This is a genomic window from Clostridium saccharoperbutylacetonicum N1-4(HMT) (assembly GCF_000340885.1).
Taxonomy (GTDB): domain Bacteria; phylum Bacillota; class Clostridia; order Clostridiales; family Clostridiaceae; genus Clostridium; species Clostridium saccharoperbutylacetonicum.
The window spans coordinates 5,335,313-5,359,601 of record NC_020291.1 but is presented as its reverse complement, the minus strand read 5'-3'; the positions used below and the strand labels follow the sequence as shown (position 1 = coordinate 5,359,601).

At 31.5% G+C, this 24,289-nt stretch carries 16 protein-coding genes; 15 read left to right on the top strand and 1 reads right to left on the bottom strand.

Features of this window, described 5'->3' with window-relative positions; translation table 11 throughout:
- Position 1: 1 nt before the first annotated feature.
- The 15 genes from CSPA_RS23635 (at position 2) to CSPA_RS23565 (ending at position 23,128) form a co-directional block, all read left to right on the top strand.
- A complete protein-coding gene (locus CSPA_RS23635) occupies positions 2-2,845 on the top strand; it encodes a glycosyl hydrolase 115 family protein (RefSeq protein WP_015394924.1) in 2,844 nt (947 codons plus the stop codon).
- A 48-nt stretch (positions 2,846-2,893) separates the two neighbouring features.
- Complete coding sequence (locus CSPA_RS23630; protein ID WP_015394923.1) at positions 2,894-4,708, top strand: family 43 glycosylhydrolase; 1,815 nt, start codon at positions 2,894-2,896, stop codon at positions 4,706-4,708.
- 33 nt (positions 4,709-4,741) lie between these two features.
- Positions 4,742-6,247 carry a GH39 family glycosyl hydrolase gene (locus tag CSPA_RS23625; protein WP_015394922.1) on the top strand — a complete coding sequence of 502 codons (1,506 nt, stop codon included), beginning with the start codon at positions 4,742-4,744 and terminating at the stop codon, positions 6,245-6,247.
- Between the two features lie 119 nt (positions 6,248-6,366).
- Complete coding sequence (locus tag CSPA_RS23620; RefSeq protein WP_015394921.1) at positions 6,367-7,899, top strand: carboxylesterase/lipase family protein; 1,533 nt, start codon at positions 6,367-6,369, stop codon at positions 7,897-7,899.
- A gap of 693 nt (positions 7,900-8,592) precedes the next feature.
- Entirely contained in the window at positions 8,593-10,263 is a 1,671-nt protein-coding gene (locus CSPA_RS23615) for a type 2 periplasmic-binding domain-containing protein (protein WP_015394920.1), read from the top strand.
- An 81-nt stretch (positions 10,264-10,344) separates the two neighbouring features.
- Positions 10,345-11,304, top strand: coding sequence for an ABC transporter permease (locus tag CSPA_RS23610; RefSeq protein ID WP_015394919.1), 960 nt, complete (start codon positions 10,345-10,347; stop codon positions 11,302-11,304).
- A 16-nt stretch (positions 11,305-11,320) separates the two neighbouring features.
- Positions 11,321-12,217, top strand: coding sequence for a carbohydrate ABC transporter permease (locus CSPA_RS23605; protein WP_015394918.1), 897 nt, complete (start codon positions 11,321-11,323; stop codon positions 12,215-12,217).
- Positions 12,217-13,353, top strand: coding sequence for a family 8 glycosyl hydrolase (locus CSPA_RS23600; RefSeq protein WP_015394917.1), 1,137 nt, complete (start codon positions 12,217-12,219; stop codon positions 13,351-13,353). The genes CSPA_RS23605 and CSPA_RS23600 overlap by 1 nt, the downstream gene beginning before the upstream one ends.
- Before the next feature lie 12 nt (positions 13,354-13,365).
- A complete protein-coding gene (locus CSPA_RS23595) occupies positions 13,366-14,913 on the top strand; it encodes a glycoside hydrolase family 43 protein (protein ID WP_015394916.1) in 1,548 nt (515 codons plus the stop codon).
- Positions 14,914-14,934: 21 nt separating this feature from the next.
- Entirely contained in the window at positions 14,935-16,473 is a 1,539-nt protein-coding gene (locus CSPA_RS23590) for a glycoside hydrolase family 43 protein (protein WP_015394915.1), read from the top strand.
- A gap of 500 nt (positions 16,474-16,973) precedes the next feature.
- Entirely contained in the window at positions 16,974-18,788 is a 1,815-nt protein-coding gene (locus tag CSPA_RS23585; protein ID WP_015394914.1) for a sensor histidine kinase, read from the top strand.
- 14 nt (positions 18,789-18,802) lie between these two features.
- Complete coding sequence (locus CSPA_RS23580; RefSeq protein ID WP_015394913.1) at positions 18,803-20,398, top strand: response regulator transcription factor; 1,596 nt, start codon at positions 18,803-18,805, stop codon at positions 20,396-20,398.
- Between the two features lie 76 nt (positions 20,399-20,474).
- Positions 20,475-21,953 (top strand): alpha-N-arabinofuranosidase, encoded by a 1,479-nt coding sequence (locus CSPA_RS23575; RefSeq protein WP_015394912.1) that lies wholly within the window; start codon positions 20,475-20,477, stop codon positions 21,951-21,953.
- Between the two features lie 6 nt (positions 21,954-21,959).
- Positions 21,960-22,214 (top strand): DUF6171 family protein, encoded by a 255-nt coding sequence (locus tag CSPA_RS23570; RefSeq protein ID WP_015394911.1) that lies wholly within the window; start codon positions 21,960-21,962, stop codon positions 22,212-22,214.
- Positions 22,215-22,330: 116 nt separating this feature from the next.
- Positions 22,331-23,128, top strand: coding sequence for a polysaccharide deacetylase family protein (locus CSPA_RS23565; protein WP_015394910.1), 798 nt, complete (start codon positions 22,331-22,333; stop codon positions 23,126-23,128).
- A gap of 118 nt (positions 23,129-23,246) precedes the next feature.
- On the opposite strand, the gene CSPA_RS23560 is transcribed toward CSPA_RS23565, so the two are convergent.
- Complete coding sequence (locus CSPA_RS23560; protein WP_015394909.1) at positions 23,247-24,236, bottom strand: AraC family transcriptional regulator; 990 nt, start codon at positions 24,234-24,236, stop codon at positions 23,247-23,249.
- Positions 24,237-24,289: the final 53 nt, after the last annotated feature.

The window sequence follows — 24,289 nt, the reverse complement described above, 5'->3', positions numbered from 1 at the left end:
TATGAAAAATGTAATGATTGCTAAATTAGGAAAAGCAGCAGCAATATATATAGATCCAAAAGGAAAAGATTATAAGGGCTTAAAGCTTGTAGCAAATTCTTTTGTAGAAGACATCAATATGGTTACTGGAGTAACTCCAAAAGTGGTAAATGTTATAGAAGAATTAAAAGAAACCATAGTAATTGCAGGTTCTATAGGAAATAATGACTTAATAGATTCATTAATTTTAAAAGGCATATTAGATGTATCCTCTATAAAGGACAAGCGTGAATGTTATAAGATACAGGTTGTTGAAAAGCCGATTGAAGGTATAGAGAAGGCTGTTGTTATAGTTGGAAGTGAAAAGAGAGGAACAATTTATGGTATTTACCGTGTATCCGAATTAATTGGAGTAAGTCCTTGGGTTTACTTTGGTGATGTTGTACCAGTAAAAAAATCTGAACTTGTTTTTTCAGAAGAAGATTTAAATATTACTTCCAAGGAACCATCTGTAAAATATAGAGGATTCTTTTTAAACGATGAATGGCCATCCTTAGGCTCTTGGGTAACTAATACCTTTGGAGACTTTAATGAAGAATTTTATGATAAAGTATTCCAATTGATTCTTAGATTAAAAGGGAACTTTATGTGGCCAGCTATGTGGAGTGCTGTATTTAGTGAAAATGGAAAAAGTTATCCTTTAGCTAATGCTGAGCTTGCTGATACATATGGTATTGTAATGGGAACCTCTCATCATGAGCCTATGTTTCGTGCAGGTGAGGAATGGAAACAAATTCACCATAAGTATGGTGAAAATGAAGCATGGGATTTTTCAAGTAATGCTGATGCTATTACAAAGTTTTGGGAAGATGGTCTTAAGCGAAACAAAAAACTTGAAAGCTTAATCACAATAGGCATGAGAGGAGAGCAGGATTCTGCTTTAAAAGGTTCTGAAGAAGAGAATATTGAACTATTAAAGAATATTATTAGAACGCAAAAACGTTTATTAATAGAGCAAGGTTTAAATAATGTACCTAAGGTTCTTACTATATATAAAGAAGTTGAGAAATATTGGTATGGAACAGATAAAGCAGAAGGTTTAAGAACTTGGAATGAATTGGACGATGTAACAATTATGCTGGCAGATGATAACTTTGCAAGTGTACGTACACTACCAACAGAAAAAGAGCGAAATCGTAAAGCTGGTTGGGGAATGTATTACCATTTTGATTATCATGGAGGTCCACGTTCTTATGAATGGGTAAATACAACTCCTCTTGAAAAAGTATGGGAACAAATGTCTATGGCTTATGATTATGGTGTAAGAGATATATGGATCGTTAATATCGGAGATTTAAAGCCAATGGAATTCCCTGTATCATACTTCTTAGATTTAGCATATGACTTTGAAACTTGGGGAATCAATGGAAGGAATAAGACCAAAGAATACACAAAGAAGTGGGCTCTACAACAATTTGGAAATGCTGTTAAAGAGGATTTAATAGATGGAATTGAAAGTGTATTAACAGACTATACGAAAATGAGTGGAAGCAGAAAACCAGAGGTTACGTATGCTTCGACATACAGCTGTATAAATTATAATGAAGCTAAAAGAGTTCTTGAAAAGGTAATCGATATAGAGGGGAAAGCCCAAAAATATTACGAGCAGATTCCAGAAGTTTATAAGGATGCATACTATCAGTTAGTTTACTATCCTTCCGTGGCATCAGCAAATGTTATTAAAATGCAGATATGTGCAGGATTAAACAATTTGTATTATAGACGAAAGAGTATTCTTGCTAATAATTATGCTTTATTGGTTGAAGAATGTAAGGAAAAAGATATTGATATGCAGAAGTATTACAATGAAAGTATGTCAGCTGGTAAGTGGAAGGGAATGATGAGCTCTCCTCATATTGGATATAAAGAATGGAGCCCTGATGGTTGGACATATCCAGAAATTTATAGCGTTATTCCAGAAAAAAGAAGTATTATGATTGTAGATATTCAGGGAACTGAAGAGGCATATAATGAAGGTATAGCAGAACTACCAGTATTCACAAACCTGGGGAAAGAAAGCTATTTTATCACGATCAGTAATGGTGGAAGTACAGAATTTGATTATAAAGTGGAAACGAGTTCAGATTTTATAAAGGTAAATAGTATGCATGGAAGTATTTCTACTGGAAAGGATATTATTGTTTCAATAGATTGGGACAAAGTATCAAAATCATTAGATGGCTTTATAACTATTTCTGGCTCAGGGAAAATAGTAAAGGTAAAGATTATAGTTGAAGTTATAGATATTACAGATCTACCTAATAGGACATTTATTGAAACACATGATGTAGTTTCTATTGAAGCAGAGCATACAGCAAATAATATTGCAAAATCAAATGTGGAATGGAAAGTACTTGAAAACTATGGACGTACTTTGTCATCAATGAAGATGTTTCCTACAACTGTGTCCTTTGAAAAACCGGAGCAGGCACCATATTTAGAATACTTATTAAGAGTAAATAATGATGAAGAGTATACATTAACAACCTATGTTGCACCTACAAATAATCTTTATGAAAATAGTAGATTAAAATATGCTGTAGCTTTTGATGATGAAAGTCCAATTATAGCAGATACTTTACCAAAAGATTTTATTACTGGTAGCTATGATAATGATATTTGGTGTGATGGAGTACTGGAAAATATTCATATAACTACGACTAAACACAGGTTGAGTAAGGGAATGCATAGATTAAAGTTTTATGGGTTAGATGCAGGAGTAGTATTACAAAAGCTTGTTTTATCAAAAGGAAAACTTAAAGATTCATTTTTGGGACCAGAAGAAAGTCTTTATTATAAAGAATAATAGTGGTAAAGGTAGAATTATTATAAATTATCAAGGAGGAAGAAATATATGATAACTAAAATTAAAAAGGATTTAAACTATGTACTTTGTTATACAAGAAAACCACAGGAAAATTTAATTTATTCAGAGAAATTGGCATATAGTATGCATATTGCCTACAGTGAAGATGGAGTGGAATTTCAGGAATTAAATCACAATTCAGGAGTTTTGTTTGCTAAGGCTACAGAAAATGATAATGGATCTCTTAATGCAAAGAGCTTGAAAAATCCTTATTTATTTTATTTGGCAGATGGTACTTTTGGTGTTATTGCTATACGTACAGAGGCAGAAGGTGAAAATGATGAGCAGGGCAAAGGTCGAGTGCTTTTATTTACTTCAGAAGATCTTTTACAGTATAAAGAAATTGGTTTGATTGATTTAAAAGGAGATACTTATGTAAGTGATATTAAATGTCATTATGATGAGGATAAAAAAGTTTATGTAATTTGTTGGAGTGACGAGAATGGGAACTATTATAAGAATTTTACTGCTGATATATTGAATATAAACAGTGCTTCCATGCCTGAAAATACAGAAGCGTTTATTATAGAAACTGTTAATACAGAAATAGAGGGAATAGTGCCAAGGAATGTTATAGGTGTTTCATCAGAGGTAGCACATCGCCTTATTTGCAAGCTTATAGTACCTACTAATGTGGAAATAAAAGTACCTGAAAGTGTAAATGTTGCATCAGAAAATGAACTGAAAGCTGTAAAAGTTACTGCTATTTATAGTGATGGCACAACAGCTATGAAGAATGTAGATTGGAATTTATCTGAGATAGATTGGAATAAGCCAGGAAACTATAGAATTACAGGTAAAGTACATCAAGATCATTATGAATTTCCTATTGCTACTGATCGTGCAGACCCATGTATAGGTAAATGGAAGGGAAAATATTATTTTATTGCAACAAATGATGCTGATGGAAATCACAGCTTATATATGAGAGAAGCAGATAATATACCAGATTTATTAAAGGCTGAAGAAAAATTAATAATTGATTCTAATATGTATGAGGATATTAAAGGTCTTTTATGGGCACCAGAATTTCACATAGTTGAAGGAGATTTATATATCTTCCATGGGGCGACTTCGGGAGAGTTTTTTTATGAAGAATCACATGTTATGAAGTTAAAAAAAGATGGAAATCCAATGAATGCAGCAGACTGGTCTAGACCACACCGTGTATTAAAGAAAGATGGGACTTATTTATGTGAAGCAGGGAAGAATATTTCTCTAGACATGACAAATTTTGAAATAAAGGGAGAGTATTATGTAGTTTGGTCACAACGTGAATTTTTACCAGAGGATCTTGGAGCATGGCTTTATATTGCTAAGGTTGATCCAAAAGAACCGTGGAAACTTATAAGTGATCCAGTAGTTCTATCTAAACCAGATTATGGCTGGGCAAATAACAATGTTTTTGTTGATGAAGGACCATTTGCCTTGATAAGAGATGAAAAGTTATTTTTAACCTTTGCTAGTGCAATGATAGATGCTACTTATGTTGTAGGATTACTCTGTGCAGACAAAAATGCAGATTTATTAGACCCTTCTAGCTGGGAAAAGGGAAATTATCCTTTACTTACTTCCAGAAGTGCACCTGGAGAATATGGACCTGGTCATAATTCTTATGTTATAGATGATGAGGGAAACGTATGGAATGCTTATCATGCAAGACCAGGGGTTGATGGACCTAGATCTTCTGGACTTCGTCGTGTTCATTTTGATATTGATGATTATCCAGTATTGGATTTAATAGAGGAAAAGGATTTGAATCCAGAGTTAAGAAATGTAACTATGGATATCATTGTAAAGTAATATAGCAATTAATTTATTAAGGAGGCCTTACGTATGTTAAAGGAAGTTAAGGTGCCTGTTTCAGGCAATTTATTTAAGAATAATGCGTCATATTGTGTTGGCACTGGAAGAATGGGACTAGCACTTCAAAAGGAATACATTGACCATTTAAAAATAGCTCAACAGTCAATACATTTCAAGTATATCCGTGGTCATGGATTGTTTTGTGATGATGTAGGAATATATCGTGAATGTGAAATGGATGGGCAAATATATCCTTTTTATAATTTTACGTATTTAGATAGAATTATGGATACTTATCTGGAAAATGGAATTAAGCCATTTCTAGAACTTGGATTTATGCCGGAAAAACTTAAAACTGGTGATAATACAGTATTTTATTGGAAGGGAAATGTAACGCCTCCTGTATCCTTTGAAAAATGGGCCGAGTTAATTACAGCTACTTTAACTCATTTAATAGATAGATATGGTAGAGAAGAAGTAGTAACATGGCCTATAGAAGTATGGAATGAACCCAATATTGTATTTTGGGCTGGAACCATGGAGGAATATTTCAAGCTTTATGATTATTCAGCAGAAGCTGTTAAGAAAATAGATCCAAGAATCAAGATAGGAGGCCCTGCAATTTGTGGTGTTGAAACAGAAAAATGGCTACGAGCATTCTTTGAGCACTGTATTGAAAATGACTCACCGTTAGATTTTATTACTCGCCATTGCTATACTGCTGATCAGCAAACTGACCGAGGACATTATATATATCATACTTTGAATGATCCAACTTACATGATTGAAGAGCTTAAAGAAACTAGAAGGATTATGAAGGATTATTCGCGTATAGCTAATATGCCGCTTCATATAACAGAATTTAATAGTTCTTATGTTCCAATTTGTCCAGTGCATGATATGGATTTTCATGCAGCATATATTGCTCGTATTCTTAGTGAGGCTGGAGAATATGCTGATTCTTATTCTTACTGGACCTTTAGTGATGTATTTGAGGAATTGGACGTTCCTAAATCAGTATTCCATGGAGGCTTTGGGTTAATTGCTTTAAATTCTATAAAAAAACCGACATTTTATGCTTTTGAGTTTTTCTCTAAAGCTGGTAAGGAACTGCTTTACAGGGATGAACATTTAGTTATTACTAAAAATGATGATAGGTATGTAATTATTGGCTGGAACTACAAAGATGTGAAAGGCGATAAAGAATATTCTGATGAAGTTTATGAATTATTGCTACCTGCTATAGGAGAACAAGCCATTGCAGTAAAAAAAGAAGTTGGTGGACAGCACGCAAATCCAATGAAAACATGGAGTAATCTTGGAAAGCCGCGAAGCTTAAATAAAGAACAATTAGATATATTAAAAAATTCTGCAGAACCGCTTCAAACAGATGATAGATTAATTGAACAAGAAGGAATTTATAAAATGGAATTAAAAATTCCTTGCAATCACTTATGTATGGTAGAAATTTTACCAGTTACGGATAACACAGATACGTACCTTGGATACAATAAAGAAGAATTTTATGGAATGTAATAATGATTTTTTATGGCATGGAAATTAGTCTTCTTTCATCATTATTTATTCATTAATTGGCAACTACAATTATGTGACGAAGGCACTAAAATTTAGCTTATGGAAAGGATTAAATTAATATGTTAAGAAGAGTAAAAGTCGAAAATGGTATTGTTCAGGGATTGCCAGCAGCAGATCCACGTATAACAAGTTTTAAAGGTATTCCATTTGCTGCTCCACCAGTAGGTGAAAACCGCTGGCGTGCTCCAAAGCCTGCAAAGGACTGGGAAGGTGTTTTAAAAGCATTTGAATTTGCCCCAATATCAATGCAAGCACAGACAGTTATAGATGATAATAACATTTATACAAGGGAATGGGCTGTAGATCCAGACATTCCTATGGATGAAGATTGTTTATACTTAAATGTATGGACGCCAGCATGTAATCCTAATGAAAAATTACCTGTATTTGTATGGTACTTTGGAGGAGCGCTTCAGTTTGGGAATACAGCAGAAATGGAATTTGATGGTGAGCGTATTGCACGAAGAGGTGTAGTTGTTGTAACAGTAAATTATCGTTTGAATGTTTTAGGATTTTTATGCCATCCTGAAATAACAGCAGAAGCTCCAGAAGCACCAGCTAATTTTGGAAACCTAGATCAAAGGGCAGGTACACTATGGGTTAAACGTAATATTGAAGCTTTTGGTGGTGATCCTAATAATATTACAATTGGGGGGCAGTCTGCTGGAGGTGGAAGTGTAATGACTCAAATAACTTCACCTCAAAATGAAGGCTTTTGTCAAAAGGCTATTATAGAAAGTGGTATTATCACTACACTTTATAAAGGAAATCCTATGCCTTTAGATAAGTACAATCTAGCAGAAGCTGAGCAGGAAGGAATAAAATTCTTTGAATTTTTAGGAGTGTCTTCACTTAGTGAAGCACGTAAGCTTGATGCAAAATATATTAGAGATAAATCTGTTGAATATAAGAAATATTGGGGAACTGTTCATGATAATGTGTTTTGTGTAGGGGATGCACTTGAGCTTTTTATTAAAAATAAGAGATTGATGGTTCCTGTGCTTTTTGGCCACACTTCTTCTGAATTTTTTAATGTTCCAAAAGTTAAGAATATAGATGAATTTAAAGAAATGGCTTTTGAAATGTTTGGAGATGCTGCAGAGGAATATCTTAAGCTTTGCAAAGCTGATCAATCAGCTAATATCGAAGAAGTAATAGAAAAGGCATCAGTGAGTAGTATTGAATATGGCATTCATATTATTGGGCAGGCTAATGGTGATACAAATGCTAATAGTCCTTTATATTATTATAATTTTGATGCAAAAATACCAGGATGGGATAATCCAGGAACATTCCATTCTGTAGACCTTTGGTTCTTTTTTGAGACCCTTGCTAAATGTTGGAGGCCATTTACTGGCAAGCATTATGATCTTGCTCGTCAAATGTGCAACTATTGGACAAATTTTATCTGTTCTGGAAATCCAAATGGTAAAGATGCAACTGGAGAGGATATGCCACATTGGGAAAGCTACACTACTGAAATGCCATATGGAATGGTATTTGGTGAAAAGGCTGAATTTATAAAGGAACAGCCTAGTGATCTGATGAAATTTCTAGTAAAAGAGTATTTCAAAAAAGAAAAGAATCTATAGTATATAGATATCCAATTTAAGAATCAAACTTATAAATGGAATATACATGCATCATTGAGAAATTATAATCGTAACACTACACTAGAAACCAGATACATTTTTTTGGAAGCAGGCATGTGAAATTGAGCTGATGAAGGTTCATAATGGGGGCTTGTTTCATTTATAGCTTGTCCAAAAGTGAATGTCCAAAAAGTAAGTGTCCAAATTTTATATTTGGAAACACGAACTTTCTCCCTGGAGCTTTTATATTTGGAAACATGAACTTTCTCCTTGGGGATTTTACATCTGGAACACGCTGAAATGACGACAAGCTGCCATTTAGAACCTTCCAGCGAAAATTTCACTAGTCCTGTGGAAGATAAATGTATTTGATTTCGGTAATTGTTGCATAAGTCTAATTCTCGCTTTGGATATCTTTATAAAAAATAGATTTTTTGAAAATGGGTTTGTCCGTAGATAATTGATTTTCAAAGGAAATCAATAGTAATTGACCAGTGATCATTGATAAATGATAATTGCTATATTTATACAAATATATAATTTTTAATGTTTTTTATATAATTTGTTAGGTTGTTGGATGTATGTACAAGTGATAAACTTTATTTCGTAGACAAAAACGTTTACAGCATAAAGCTCATAATTATTAAAATATAAATATATAAATATGTAAATATTAAGATAGGGGGAAAGGTAATGAAAAAAACAAAATTGATTACTAGTATGCTCCTAACAGGAGTCGTGTCATTAAGTCTTCTTGCAGGTTGTGGTAATCAAACAAAGGAGACAAGCAGTGCTAGTAATGGAAAGATTAAAGAGTTTACAGCATTCTTTGCTGTTGCAGGAAAGGAAATTCCTGATAACGATAGAGTAAAGAATGTAATTGCTGAAAAAATTGGAGCTAAAGTTAATGAACAATGGCTTACAGGGCAAACAGCAAAAGAAAGAATAGGGGTAATGATTGCTGGTGGTGAATATCCAGATTTTATTGAAGGAGGAGAAGGAACACAGGCATTGGTGGATGCAGGTGCACTTATTCCATTGGAAGATAAAATAGATAAATATCCTAACATTAAAAATTATTTAACACCTAATGAATGGGAACAGTTAAGAAAGCCAGACGGGCATATTTATTATATACAACAATTTGGAAAGACAAGAGGAAAAGATTCACAAGTACAACACAATGATGAAGCTTTTTGGATTCAAAAAGCAGTTTTAGAATGGGCTAATTATCCACAAATAAAAACTGTTGATCAATATTTTGATTTAATCGAAAAATATAAAGCAGCTAATCCAACTATAAATGGACAACCAACTATAGGATTTGATATTTTATGTGATGATTGGAGATATTTCTGTTTAGAAAATCCACCTCAATTTGTAGCTGGATATCCAAACGATGGAAAGGCAATTATAGATAAAGCTACACTTACTGCGAAAAACTATAACACAATTCCAGAAGCACAAAAGTATTTCAAGAAACTAAATGAAGAATATAATAAGGGAATTATAGATCCTGAAACATTTACATTATCTTATGATCAATATAAATCAAAGCTTTCAACAGGAAGAGTACTTGGAATGGTTGATCAACATTGGGAATTTAATGATTCAGAAAAAGCATTATTGCAACAACACATGGATGAAAGAACTTGGGTACCATTAGGTTTAACCCTTGATCCTAATGTAAAATCACAATATAGAACTCAACCAGCCTTTAATACTGGTAGTGGACTTGGAATTACAACTAGTTGCAAAGATGTAGATGGAGCATTAAAAGTTATAAATGATTTATTATCTAATGATCTATTAGCATTAAGATGGTGGGGAGAAAAAGATAAGGATTATAAAGTTGATGATAAAGGTGTATTTTATATGACAGATGAGCAGAGAGAACATTATAAAAATCAAGATTGGATGCAAGCTAATCAATGCAGATACTCTTATTTTCCTCAATATGGTACAGGTTATTTAGATGATGGTATCAATTGCATATGGCCAGAACAACAACAAGTTGAATTTGAAGCTACTTTATCAGATACTGATAAGAAGGTTTTAAAGGGATATGGGTATAAGAAATGGACTGACTTCCTAAATGTTCCAGCAGAAAAGAACGAACCTTGGTTCCCAATTTACTCAGCAACTGGTGCTTGGTCTGCTGATGATCCACAAAATATGGCAATGTTAAAGATGGATGAAATTAAAAAGAAATGGCTTCCAAAGGTTGTTATGTCTAGCACAAATGACTTTGATTCAACATGGAACCAATATCAAACTACATTAACGACTCAAGCAGATATAAAGGCATATGAAGATGCTCTTACTAAAGAAGTAAAGAGAAGAGTAGAAAAGTTCAAGAACTAAATATTAGATAACAAATAGGGTATCTTTTTAGATACCCTATTATTAAAAAAATATAAGAAAAATATGTAAGGGAGAATTGTGATGGAACTAGGAGTAAAAGATCAAAAATTACCTGTAAAAACAAAAGCAAAAAAGAATCTATTCGAGCAAATGAAGAAGCAGAAAACTCTAATTATTATGTCTATTCCATTTATAATCTGGGTTGCAATTTTTTGTTATGCACCTCTTATTGGGTGGGTAATGGCATTTCAAAAGTTTAAGCCAGCAAAAGGCTTATTTGATCAGGTTTGGTGTGGTTTAGATCAATTTAAAATTTTATTTTCTGATTCTAATTTTTTTAACGTATTAAGAAATACTTTGTGTATGGCTATAATTAATTTAACCTTAAGCTTTGTTTGCTCTATTGGTTTTGCATTATTACTAAATGAAGTAAGAAGAGTTTTGGCTAAGAAATTTATACAAACAGTATCTTATCTTCCACATTTTCTTTCGTGGATAATTGTAACAGGTCTTGTACAAATGATTCTTTCACCAGATCCAGGGATTATTAATCAAATATTACTGGGATTACATATAATAAGTAGCCCTATAAATTTCTTTGCAGATCCTAAATACTTTTGGGGGATAGTGGGAGTAGCAAATGTTTGGAAAGAAGTTGGTTGGGGAAGTATAATTTATCTTTCAGCAATTACTTCTATTAATCCAGATTTGTATGAAGCTGCTGAAATAGATGGAGCTGGAAGATTTAAAAAAATGTTACATGTTACATTACCAGGTATTAAGCCAACAATAATTATATTACTTATTATGAATCTTGGAAATATTGTAAATGCTGGTTTTGAAATTCAATATATACTTGGAAATGGTCTTATTCAAGATGTATCTCAAACAATAGATATTTTTGTTTTGAGATATGGTATTAGTTTAAGTAATTATTCCTTAGCTACAGCAGCAGGTATATTTAAAAGTGTAATAAGTATAATATTGATATTTATAGCAAATCGTTTTGCAAGATCAGTTGGAGAAGAAAGGTTATTCTAAAAGGAGGCGTATTTAAATGGTAGGAAGTAGAAAAAGAAGCAGACATGATAAGATATGGGATACTATTATAGGAGTATTTATGGCAATATTTGTAGTTGTAACTCTGTATCCAATATTAAATACATTAGCTATTTCATTTAATGATGGTGTTGATTCAGTAAGAGGTGGTATTTATATATGGCCAAGAGTATTTTCTCTTCAAAACTATAAAACAGTATTTCACAATCCTAACTTAACTCAAGCAGCATTTATATCAGTTTCAAGAACTGTAATTGCTACAGTTGTACAAGTGTTTTTAACAGCAATGCTTGCATATGTTTTAAGTAGAAAAGAATTTATATTCAAAAAGCAGCTTTCAATAATATATGTATTAACAATGTATGTTAATGGTGGAATGATTCCAACCTATGTATTAATGAAAGATTTACATCTAACAAACAACTTTTTGGTATATATCTTACCAGGCTTAGTTGCTGCCTTTAATATGATTGTTTTAAGAACTTATATGAATGGCTTGCCAGATGGCTTAGTTGAGTCAGCAAAAATTGATGGTGCAGGAGATTTTAGGATTTTTATTCAAATTATATTACCATTATGTAAACCTGCCCTTGCAACAGTTGCATTATTTATAGCAGTTGGACAATGGAATTCTTGGTTTGATTCCATGCTTTATTGTTCACAGAGTCCATCTCTAACAACCCTTCAATATGAACTTATGAAAGTTTTATCTGCTGCAACACAACAGGGTGGTGCTGGTACTGCTGACATAGTTAAAAATTCTGGAAGTATTGTAACCTCTCAATCTATTCGTTCAGCTATTACAATTGTAACAGCGTTACCAATTGTGTTCATTTATCCTTTCTTACAAAAATACTTTATTTCAGGACTTACTATTGGAGGAGTTAAAGAATAATGAATGCTTATAAAACAAATTCATATAGCAATGTATTTGAGGAATATGGATACGCTGCCTGTGATATTGAAAAAAGATTAGAAAATATCTACAATACCATATTTTATGGAAATGATGATGAAAGACTATATCATCCCTTTGGGGATGATATGGCATATTTCGTGGATACGGGTAATAATGATGCAAGGACAGAAGGTATGTCATATGCCATGATGATGTGTGTTCAAAGAAATATGAAAGAGGAATTTGATAGGTTATGGAAGTGGACAAAAACCTATATGTTCATGGAAGAAGGCTGGAACAAAGGTTATTTTGCTTGGTCCGTAAAGTTAAATGGAGAAAAAAATTCAATGGGGCCAGCGCCTGATGGAGAAGAATACTTTGCTATGGCATTATTTTTTGCTTCAAACAGATGGGGAGATGGGGAAGGCATCTTCAACTATTCGAAAGAGGGGAAACAGCTGCTTCATGAATGTGTTCATAAAGGAGAAAAGGAACCAGGGGATCCTATGTGGGAGCCTAAAAATAAACTCATAAAGTTTGTGCCGAATTTGGATTTCACTGATCCTTCTTATCATCTTCCACATTTTTATGAATTATTCTCACTTTGGTGTAATGAAGAGGATCAAGAATTTTGGAAGGAAGCTGCTAAATGCAGTAGAGAATATCTAAAAAAAGCTTGTCATCCTGTTACAGGATTAGCACCAGAGTTTTCAAGGTATGATGGAATTCCTTGCGATTCACCATGTGAGAGAGGCTATCATGAGAGATTTTATAGTGATTCTTATAGAGTAGCAGCTAATTTGGGATTATCTTATGAATGGTTTCAAGCTTCGGAATGGGAATGTGAGTGTACAGATAAAATTCAAACTTTTTTTTGTGAGACAGTTAAAGGAAAAGCAGATTTAATATATGAAGTGGATGGAACAATTATAGAACAAAAAGCTCTACATCCAGTAGCTATTATTGCAACCAATGCAATGGCATCTCTAGCAAGCAAGGGAAAATACAGAAAAGAATGTGTTGATATATTTTGGAATATGCCTTTAAGAACTGGTGAAAGAAGGTATTATGATAATTGTTTATATTTATTTGCTTTCTTAGCGTTGAGTGGAAATTACAAAATTTGGAAGTAGAGGTAAGTGAAAATGAGTAAAATAAAAAATCCAATTATATCTGGATTCTATCCAGACCCATCAATATGTGCAGTGGGAGAAGATTTTTATTTAGCAACATCTACCTTTGCATATTTTCCTGGAGTCCCAATATTTCATAGTAGGGATTTGATTAATTGGGAACAAATTGGAAATATATTGAATAGAAAATCGCAACTAAATTTAGAAGGAGTAGGTCATTCTCGAGGAATATTTGCTCCAACATTACGTTATCACAATGGAACATATTATTTAATTACTACAAATGTATCGCATGGAGATAATTTTATTGTAACTGCAGAAAAACCAGAAGGACCATGGTCTGATCCATATTGGCTAGAAGGAGCAGAAGGTATTGATCCAAGCTTATTCTTTGATGATGATGGAAAGGCTTATTATGTAGGGACAAGACCAAATCCAGATGGCGTACGTTATAATGGGGATTGGGAAGACTGGGTTCAAGAATTAGACTTAAATACTATGTGTCTTATAGGTGAAAGTCATAAAATATGGAAAGGTGCGATGAGGGATGTAATTTGGCCTGAAGGACCTCATCTTTATAAAAAAGACGGTTATTATTATTTGATGATTGCAGAAGGAGGGACAGGCCCTGAGCACTGTGTTACTATTGCAAGAAGTAAATCTATATTTGGAAAGTATGAAGGCTGTCCACGTAATCCTATTATTACTCATAGACATTTAGGAAAAAATTATCCAATAAAGCATGTTGGACATGGAGACTTAGTGAAAACACAAGGTGATAAATGGTTTATGGTAATGCTAGCAAGTAGAACCTGTGAGGGCTATTGTAATACTGGAAGAGAACCCTTTTTAGCTAAAGTAATATGGGAAGAGGGTTGGCCAGTAGTAAATCCTGGTGTTGGAATATTAGAACTTGAGCAGGAACATGAACTTTTAGAATATAAAGTAGAACCAAAAGAAGCCTGTTATCATTTCTATGGAAAGGCGTTAGATACTTCTTTTGTATTTTTGAGAAATCCAAGTGAAAGTTTATATTCCTTAACAGACAAGGAAGGCTGCTTAAGACTGTACCTAAAAGAACAATCATTAAAAGACTTAGACAATCCAGCCTATATAGGAATTAGACAAAAAGATTATTATTACATGGTGTCTACTATGATGGAATTTAATCCGGTCAAGGAGAAAGAGAGTGCTGGAATTGCAGTAGTTCAAAGTAATGAATATCATATGAGATATGAATGTATTAAGGATAAAGGAAAAAATATACTTCAAATTGTTGAATGTATTAAGGGAGAAGACGTTTTAATTTCAAAAGAAGAAATTTGTCCTGGCAAATTGTATTTAAAAATAGTTAGCAATGGTCAGAATTTAACTTTTTATTATGGAAATGATGGAATTAATTTTAAGGTATTACAAGAAAATGTTAACAGTAAAAATTTGAGTACAGAAGTAGCTGGAGGCTTTGTAGGCTGTACAATAGGAATGTATGCAAGCAGCAATGGTAATCCTACTAATAATTATGCAGATTTCTATTGGTTTGAATATAAAAATACAAGATAAAATATTTAGGGAGACTTTAATATGATTAATAATCCTATTCTTTGGGCTGATTATCCAGATCCAGATGTTATAAGAGTTAATGATACTTATTATATGATTACTACGACAATGCATTTTATGCCAGGTGGCGTTATATTGCGTTCCTATGATCTAATAAATTGGGAAATAGCCTCCTATGTTTATGAAGCTTTAGAGGATACACCAGCTCAAAAGCTAGAAGGTGAAAAACAAATTTATGGAAAGGGTATGTGGGCAGCTTCCCTCCGTCATCATAAGGGAAAATTCTATGTATGCTTTGTGGCTAATGACACACAAAAAACTTATTTATTTATAGCTGATAATATTGATGGCCCTTGGATAAAGAGTGAAATTGATGGCTTTTATCATGATTGTTCACTACTATTCGATGATGATGATAGAATTTATATTGTTTATGGAAATACTGAAATTCATCTTACAGAATTGGAAGAGGATCTTTCGAGGCCAAAAGCAGGTGGTATAAATAGAATTATAGTTAGTGAGACACAAGAATATATACTTGGCTATGAAGGGGCTCATTTCTATAAAATTAATGGTAGGTATTACGTATTTTTTATTCATATATTAAAGTCTGGTCATCAGCGTAGAACCCAAGCTTGCTTTGTAGCAGATTCATTAGAAGGTGAATTTGTTGGGGGAGAGGTTTTTGATGATGATATGGGATACTACAATTCGGGAATTGCTCAAGGAGGAATCGTAGAGTCTCCAGAAGGAAAATGGTATGGAATCTTATTTCAAGATCATGGTGCTGTTGGCCGTATACCTGTTATTGTTCCAATGCATTTTGAAAATGATTTTCCAGTATTCGATAAAAAAGCACCACAATATATTGAAATTCCAAGTACAAGACCAGAATATAAGTACAAGCAACTTGTTGGAAATGATGATTTTGTTTATGAAGCAGATGTAAACGGAAATGTTAGTTTGAAAAATATATGGCAATGGAATCACATTCCTTCAAGTGATTTGTGGTCAGTAACAGAAAAAACAGGAACATATCGAATCCATTCAGGGAAAATAAGTCAAAATATAAATTATGCAGTAAATACACTTACACAGCGTGCTATGGGACCAGCCTGTGAAGCAATTGTAACTTTAAATGGAGAAGAACTTAAAGATGGTGATTATGCAGGGCTTTGCTTTTTGATTAGTTCATATGGCTTAATTGCTTTAACGAAAGAAGGAGATAAATATTATTTGGTAATGTTAGCAAGAGCAACTGATGACAAATCTATATTTGGAAATTTGGTAAATAATGAGCCTGGAACTGAATATGCAAGAATTACCATAAGTAAACCGATGGTTACAATTAAAGCATTTGGTTATTTTATAGATAATCAAGATAAGTGCGAATTTTATTATGAAGATGCAGGAACATGGAAGAAACTAGGTATTACACATAATATGGTATGGAAGATGGATCAGTTTGTAGGATGCCGCTTTGGATTGTTTTTATTTTCTACAAAAGAAATAGGAGGGGCTGCTGAATTTTCAGAGTTCAAATATAATATTTTAAAATAAACCACAGGATCAATGATCAATTGTCATTTAATTAGGAGCAAATATAGGGAGAAGTTGCTACATAAGTTTAATTCTCGCATTAGATTTTTATATATAGATATCCAATTTAAGAATCAAACTTATAAATGGAATATACATGCATCATTGAGAAATTATAATCGTAACACTATACTAGAAATCAGATACATTTTTCTGGAAGCAGGCATGTGAAATTGAGCTGATGATGGTTATTAATGGGGGCTTGTTCCATTTCAGCTTGTCCATATTTTACATCTGGAACACGCTGAAATGACGACAAGCCCACATTTAGAACCCTCCAGCGAAAATTTCACTAGTCCTGTGGAAGATAAATGTATCATATTTCGGTAATTATTGCTTTGATATCTATATATCAAAAACTTATGGATATTTTAGTATAAGGAGTTAAATTATTGCTTAACTTAAGATAGTATTATATTATAGAATTATGGACAAGTGCTTTTAGAAAAAGAGGTAATGGAATGAAGAAATTAGATATAATAAATAATTATAGCATTAGAACAAAATTATTAATAATATATTTATTTTGTGTTCTGATTCCTATCATAGTTACTAATTCTATTGTATATATAACTATAAAGAATAATGGCGTAAGAGAACAAAAGACAAATATGGAGCATGCAGTAGAGAGGGTTAAGTATGATTTGGGTTCTGTTTTAGATGATTGTGTATTAGTATCTGATCATCTACATAATGATATAACTTTAAACGATTTTATTACAAAAAGATATGGCAGCTTACTTGATTACTATGAGAGTTATAATTATTTATTGCAGAATAATGTAATCAATTACTACTACAATTCACAACACGTATATCAAGTTACAATTTATACTGATAACCAAACAATTAGCGATAGTGGTAATTTCATAAAGTTAACACCAGAAATACGTCAAAGTGAGTGGTATAGGCAATTTCATAAAAATAAAGAAGCTATGAATATATCTGTATATTATGATAATAATAGAAAAAATTTTGAATTCAACAATACAGCAAGAACAATTAGTATCACAAGAAAACTAGATAATTTTGATAAATCACATGAGAATATTTTAAAAATTGATGTGGATTATAACGTTATACTAAATGATATTTTAAATGAAAAAATGGACGCAAACTTATATGTATGTAATAAAAATTATATATTGTTCTCTAATAAAAAATCTAATGTTGGTAAAGAGATGTTTGATACTATAGATTCTATAGAAGCAAAAGATATTAAATTTAGCGATTTCTTTAGGTTTAAGGTAGCAAATGAAACTTGGGATATCATTATTACAGCAGATGAAGTTAGTCCATTATCAAAAATTGTAGAGAAAAAAGAAATATTATTTGGCTTAGCAATATTTAATTTATTATTACCGACAATAATTATTGGTTTGGTATCGCATTCAATTGGATATAGAGTAACATTGCTTGGAATCTATTTAGGAAAAGTAGAAAAAGAAGAATTTTCCACAATAGAAAGCAATGAAGGACAAGATGAGATAGGGAAACTGATTCGAAGCTATAATTTAATGGTACTGAGAATTAAGGAATTAATAGAAGTAGTATTTAAGAGAGATGCTGAGAAGCAGCGGCTTGAGTTAGCAAAAAAACAAGCTGAGTTAAAGGCACTCCAAAGTCAAGTTAATCCACACTTTATGTTTAATACTCTTGAAAGTATTCGAATGAGAAGTTTAATTAAAGGTGAGAGTGAAACAGCAGATATAATTGAAAATTTATCAGTGCTACTGAGGAAAACAATAAATTGGGGAGAAGATCATATTACCATTGAAGATGAGATGACCTTTGTAGAAAATTATCTTCAAATACAAAAGTACCGATTTGGTGAAAAATTATCTTTCAGCTTTTATATTATGGAAGAATGTAAAAATATAAAAATTCCCAAATTATCAATTGTGAGTTTTGTTGAAAATGCTTGTGTTCATGGTATTGAAGAAGTATCTCATAATGCCAGTGTTAACGTTTCTATAGTTAGGTCAGATAATAGTTTAATTATAGAGATTTCAGATACAGGAAGTGGGATGGATAAAGAACAGTTAGATTTGCTTAGAAATAAATTAAGAAATGCTGAAATAGATATGCTTAGTAACAGTAAAAGTACAGGAGTACTTAATACTTATATGCGCTTACAAATGTATTGTAATAATAATATGAAATTTGAAATTGACAGTAAACCAAGAGAAGGAACAGATGTTACAATACAAATTTATCTTGATGAATCAAATTTTACTAATTCTTTATTTAAAAATAATCAAAATAATGATTTCTAATATAGGAGGATATTATGATAAAGGTATTGATTGTAGATGATGAACCATTTATTAGACAAGGGTTAAAGATTCTAATTAATTGGGAACAATATGGTTATGAAATTGTTGGAGAAGCTGCTAATGGACTTGAAGCAATAAAGGAATTGGAAAAGAAAGATATTGATTTAATAATTGCAGACATAAAAATGCCAGAAATGAATGGAATTGAATTAATTGAATATGTGCGTAAAAATATATCAGAAGAAGTTAAAATAATTGTGTTAAGTGGATATTATGAGTTTGAATATGCAAAGAAAGCAATAAAATGTAATGTGAATGATTATATTTTAAAACCAATCCAAAAAGAGGAACTGATTAAGGTATTGAGCTCTTTTAAAGAAGAATTTATAAAGCAGGAACAACAACAAACAATGCAAAAAATTAAAGATAAGGTTGTGTATGATAGATTTTTTAATGAAATTATACATGGTAAATGTAATAATGCAAATTTAGAATACATTAAAAAATATCAAGACTTTTCTTCTGATTTGAGATATTTGATTATTGAAATTAATTATAATAATCATGATGAAATAACTATATCAGAAAATGAAAAAATGGAACAACAGCAGATTTTTTATCAAAACATTATTGGATGGCTTGGGGAAAATTATTACAATGTCATTATTGATATGGGACAAACTAAGGATTGTTATGATATTGGATTTATTTATGATAAAAGGTTTGCGAAAGAAAAAGGAATGGCTGAGCATGAATATATTTTAAATTTTAAAACAAATATGCAACAAATTCAAAAATATGATTTTTTTATTTATGTAGGTGAGAAAGTAGATAATATTGAAACAATAGCATTATCATACAAATCTGCAACTGTAGCTAAATTATTTTCTGATTTTTCAATTGAAAATAATATTGCATATTATGATGAAATGGCAAAAAGAAAAGAATTAAACTGTAGTGAAGAAAAAAAATATATGGACTATTTAATTCATGAAATTGAGGATAACAATAAGGAAGAAATAGTAAAGTGTGTAGAGAAAATTTACAAGAGTTTCGGAGAACATAAGATAAACTTAGATATTATAAAAATAAATATTAATTATCTATTGTGTAATCTTATTAATATTGCAAAGGAACTAGATTCAGAAATTGACCAAGAGGAAGTAATGCAATATATTACTTCGATTTCTTTTGAACAAATGATAAGTCGAGGAAGTGTAAATCATTTGAAAACATTTTCTTTGGAATTTGCAGAATATTTAAATCAATTAAGGCAGCACTCGTTTCAAGGAATCTTAAGTCAAATTAACAAAGAGATTTCAGAACATTATATGGAAAAGTTAAGTTTAAAATATTTAAGTGAAAAGTACTATATCAATAGCGCTTATTTAGGTCAAATATTTAAAAAGCAATATAACGTATCCTTTAAAGACTACTTAAACGCATATAGAATTGAAAAAGCAGCAGAATTACTAAAACGAAGTGACGATAAAATTTATAAAATTTCAGAGAAGGTTGGATATAGTAATACAGATTATTTTATAAATAAATTTGTTCAATTGAAAGAAAAGACACCATTACAATATAGAAAACAATTTTGTTGCAGATAGGATTAATTGACAATGATCAAGGACCATTGCTCATTGTAAATAGAATATAGATAAAATTTGAGTTAAGAGGTGTAATATGTCAAAGATAGTTGTAAATACAGATATTAAAAAAGGAAAAATAAACAAGAATATTTATGGAAATTTTGCTGAACATTTAGGAAGATGCATTTATGGCGGTTTTTGGGTAGGAAAGGATTCTGAAATTCCTAATATAAATGGAATTAGAAAAGATGTAGTGGAAGCCTTAAAAGAGTTAAAGCTACCAGTTTTAAGATGGCCAGGAGGATGCTTTGCCGATGAATATCACTGGAAGGATGGTATAGGTAATCCAGAAGCGAGACCTAAGATGGTTAATGTACATTGGGGAGGAGTAACAGAAAACAATCATTTTGGTACACATGAATTTTTTGAATTATGTGAGCTTTTAGGTGCAGAACCATATGTATGTGGTAATGTAGGAAGTGGAACTGTTCAAGAGATGAGAGAATGGGTTGAATATATGACTTTTGATGGAGAATCACCAATGGCAAATTTAAGAGCAGAAAATGGTAATAAGGAGCCTTGGAAACTTACATACTTTGGAGTGGGAAATGAAAATTGGGGTTGTGGCGGTAATATGCGTCCAGAATATTATGCTGATTTATATAGAAGATATTCAAGTTATGTAAGAAATTTTGGTGATAATAAAATTTTTAAAATAGCTTGTGGGGCTAATGGTGATGATTATAACTGGACTGAAGTGCTTATGAGAGAAGCAGGTAAATTTATGGATGGATTAAGCTTGCATTATTACACAGTTCCAGGAGATTTTTGGTTAGGTAAAGGCTCTGCTACAGAGTTTAGTGAAGAAGAATGGTTTATGACTATGAAAAAATCAATGTTTATGGAGGAGCTTATTTCGAAACATTCAACAATTATGGATAGATATGACCCTGATAAGAAAGTAGCTTTAATTGTTGATGAATGGGGGACTTGGTTTGATGTTGAACCAGGAACAAATCCAGGCTTCTTATATCAGCAAAATACAATTAGAGATGCTTTAATTGCTGGAATTAATTTTAATATTTTTCATGAGCATTGTGATAGAGTTCAAATGGCTAATATAGCTCAAGCAATAAACGTGCTTCAAGCAGTTATACTTACAGAGGGAAGTAAGATGATTTTAACTCCAACATACCATGCTTTTAATATGTACAAGGTTCATCAAGATGCTGAATTAATTGACTTAAATATTGAAGCACCTGATTATGTTTGTGGCGATGATAAGATTTCACAGGTAAGCGCAACTGCTTCAGTGGATGTAAAAGGAAAAATTCATATATCTATATGCAATCTAAGTCCTACAAAATCAGCTGATATTCAATGTGAATTAAGAGGAAATGTTATGACTAAAGTGACAGGCACTATACTTACCGCTGATGTAATGAACGCTCATAATACTTTTGAAGAACCAGAAAAAGTATCACCAAAAGTATTTAATGGTGCTAGCATAGCAGAAGGCAAGTTTACAGCAGAATTACCTGCTATGTCATTAGTTACATTAGAATTAGAATAAGCGCTTATGTCATATATAGATAACTGTAAAGGGTGCTCAGCAAGTGTTAAAGTTGCATCAGAAGACATAAAAGCAATGGTAATTAGTATTGTTAATAGCGGAAATTTTAAATTAGTATCTGAAGAAACCTACAGTAAAAGGCTTCAAAAGTGTGGGGGATGTAAGTATCTAGAGTATAGTACAACCTGCATGCAATGTGGATGCATTGTTCAGATAAGAGCCTTACAGCGGGAAAAAGATTGTCCATATTCTGCATGGTAATTATATTGTGTTAAATTTGTTTGCAAGAACTCTTTTTGTTAAGACTTGTATAGCAACTGATAATAGACAATTGAGCTTTGATAATTGGACCATATATTAATTTTGAGGTGAGAATTATGAATATAAATTTTGATCTGTTTCCAGAAGGAAGAACAAAAGCATTGACTATGAGTTATGATGACTGTCAGATTTTTGATAGAAGGTTGATAAGCATATTTAATAAGTATGGAGTAAAAGGTACGTTTCATTTAAATTCTGGAATGTTAGATAAGGAAAATTTTATTACAAAAGCTGAAGTTGCAGAACTTTATAAAGGTCACGAGGTTTCAGTGCATGCAAAAACTCATCCGTTTTTAGATTGCATACCTGTTGAAGCAATTATAGAAGAAATAATTGAAGACAGAAAATGCTTAGAATCTTTAGTTGGTTATCCAATAAAAGGAATGTCTTATCCATATGGAGCTTTTAATGGGAAACTAATAAAAATTCTTGATAGCATTGGAATGCAGTATTCAAGAACTGTAATCTCGCATCATGATTTTTATATACCAGAAGATTTTTTAGCTTGGAATGCAACTTGTCATCATGATGACAATCTTATGGAACTTGGACAAAAGTTTTTAGATTATGAGTTTAAAGGAAAACTAAAGCTTATGTACGTTTGGGGACATAGTTTTGAGTTTGAAAGAAATAATAATTGGAATCTAATTGAAGATTTTTGTAAGTTAGTTTCTAAAAGTGATGAAATTTGGTTTGCAACAAATGTTGATGTAATGAGATATATAAAGGCATTAAAGCAGCTTGAATTTTCAGCTAAAGGAGATATAGTTTATAATCCGACTGCAATAACAGTATGGATTAGCGTAGATGATAAAGCTGTAAGAATTGAAGGTGGAGAAACAAGAAGTCTGTAATAGATATGAATCACTGCAACTAAATTAATATTGAAATATTAGTATAGTGATGTTAAGTACTTAAATTGTGAGTAATTAACATCACTTTTATATTATTTCAATAATTTTAATATTATTGTCATGAGTTATATTTATGGCGAAATTCATTAGGAGTAACTCCAAAGTAATCTTTAAATTTCTTATAGAAGAAGTTTAGATTTTGGTATCCAACTTCAGTAGCAATTTCATAAATTGGCATATTGCTGTTAGAAAGTAAGATCGAGCATCTTGTTAGCTTTTGTGCTTGAATAAGCTCTTTAAAGGACTTATTTGTACTTTTTTTAATTAATGAGCTTAAATAATTTGGATGGAAATTAAAGTGATTAGCAGTTGAAGCTAAAGTGCAGGTCATATAATTTTCTTCAAGATAATTAAGGATATCAATAACTGTCGCAGTTCCTTTAGAATTTGAAAGAGATTTATTTGTATCATATTGAAAAGTTTTTAGTAGTTCTGTAAATATTAATATCATATAGCAATCTATAATTTCATTAAAAAACAAAGATTTATCATAATATTCGCATAGAAGTTCTTTTATAAGATTAGGCATTTTTTCATTATTATCTGAATTGAAAATAATATAATTATCGTGATTAGTTTTATCTGAAATTGCATTGACTAAAAATTGGGATATGATACCTTTAGTTGATAATCTGCTTAGAAAAGATGTTGTAAAATACTCCTTACGCATTAACATATTAATAATTATATCCTTTTCAGTTGTTGGTAAAATAGAATGGGGTATTCCAGTGTCAATTATAGAAACTTGCCCTTCTTTTAAAGTTATAGTTTTATCTTTAATTATTTCTGTAACTTTTCCAGAATATACATAGCTTAGTTCTATATAATCATGTATATGCATTGGTACTTCAGCAAAACGCGTATGCCTCGAAAGAGTAATATTTTCTCCAGATAGTAAATTTGCTAAGTTAAACAAATATATTTTTTTACCTTCATAATCAATTTGACTAAGTTGATTATAAAAACTTGATATATTGCCGTGATTTTTATGATAAATTTCGCGATCTGTAAGAGGCATAAGCATTTCATCTAGTTCTCTATGATTCATATTAAAAACCTTCTTCCCTAGTTTGATTACAATTCCTGCTATATTAAAATATT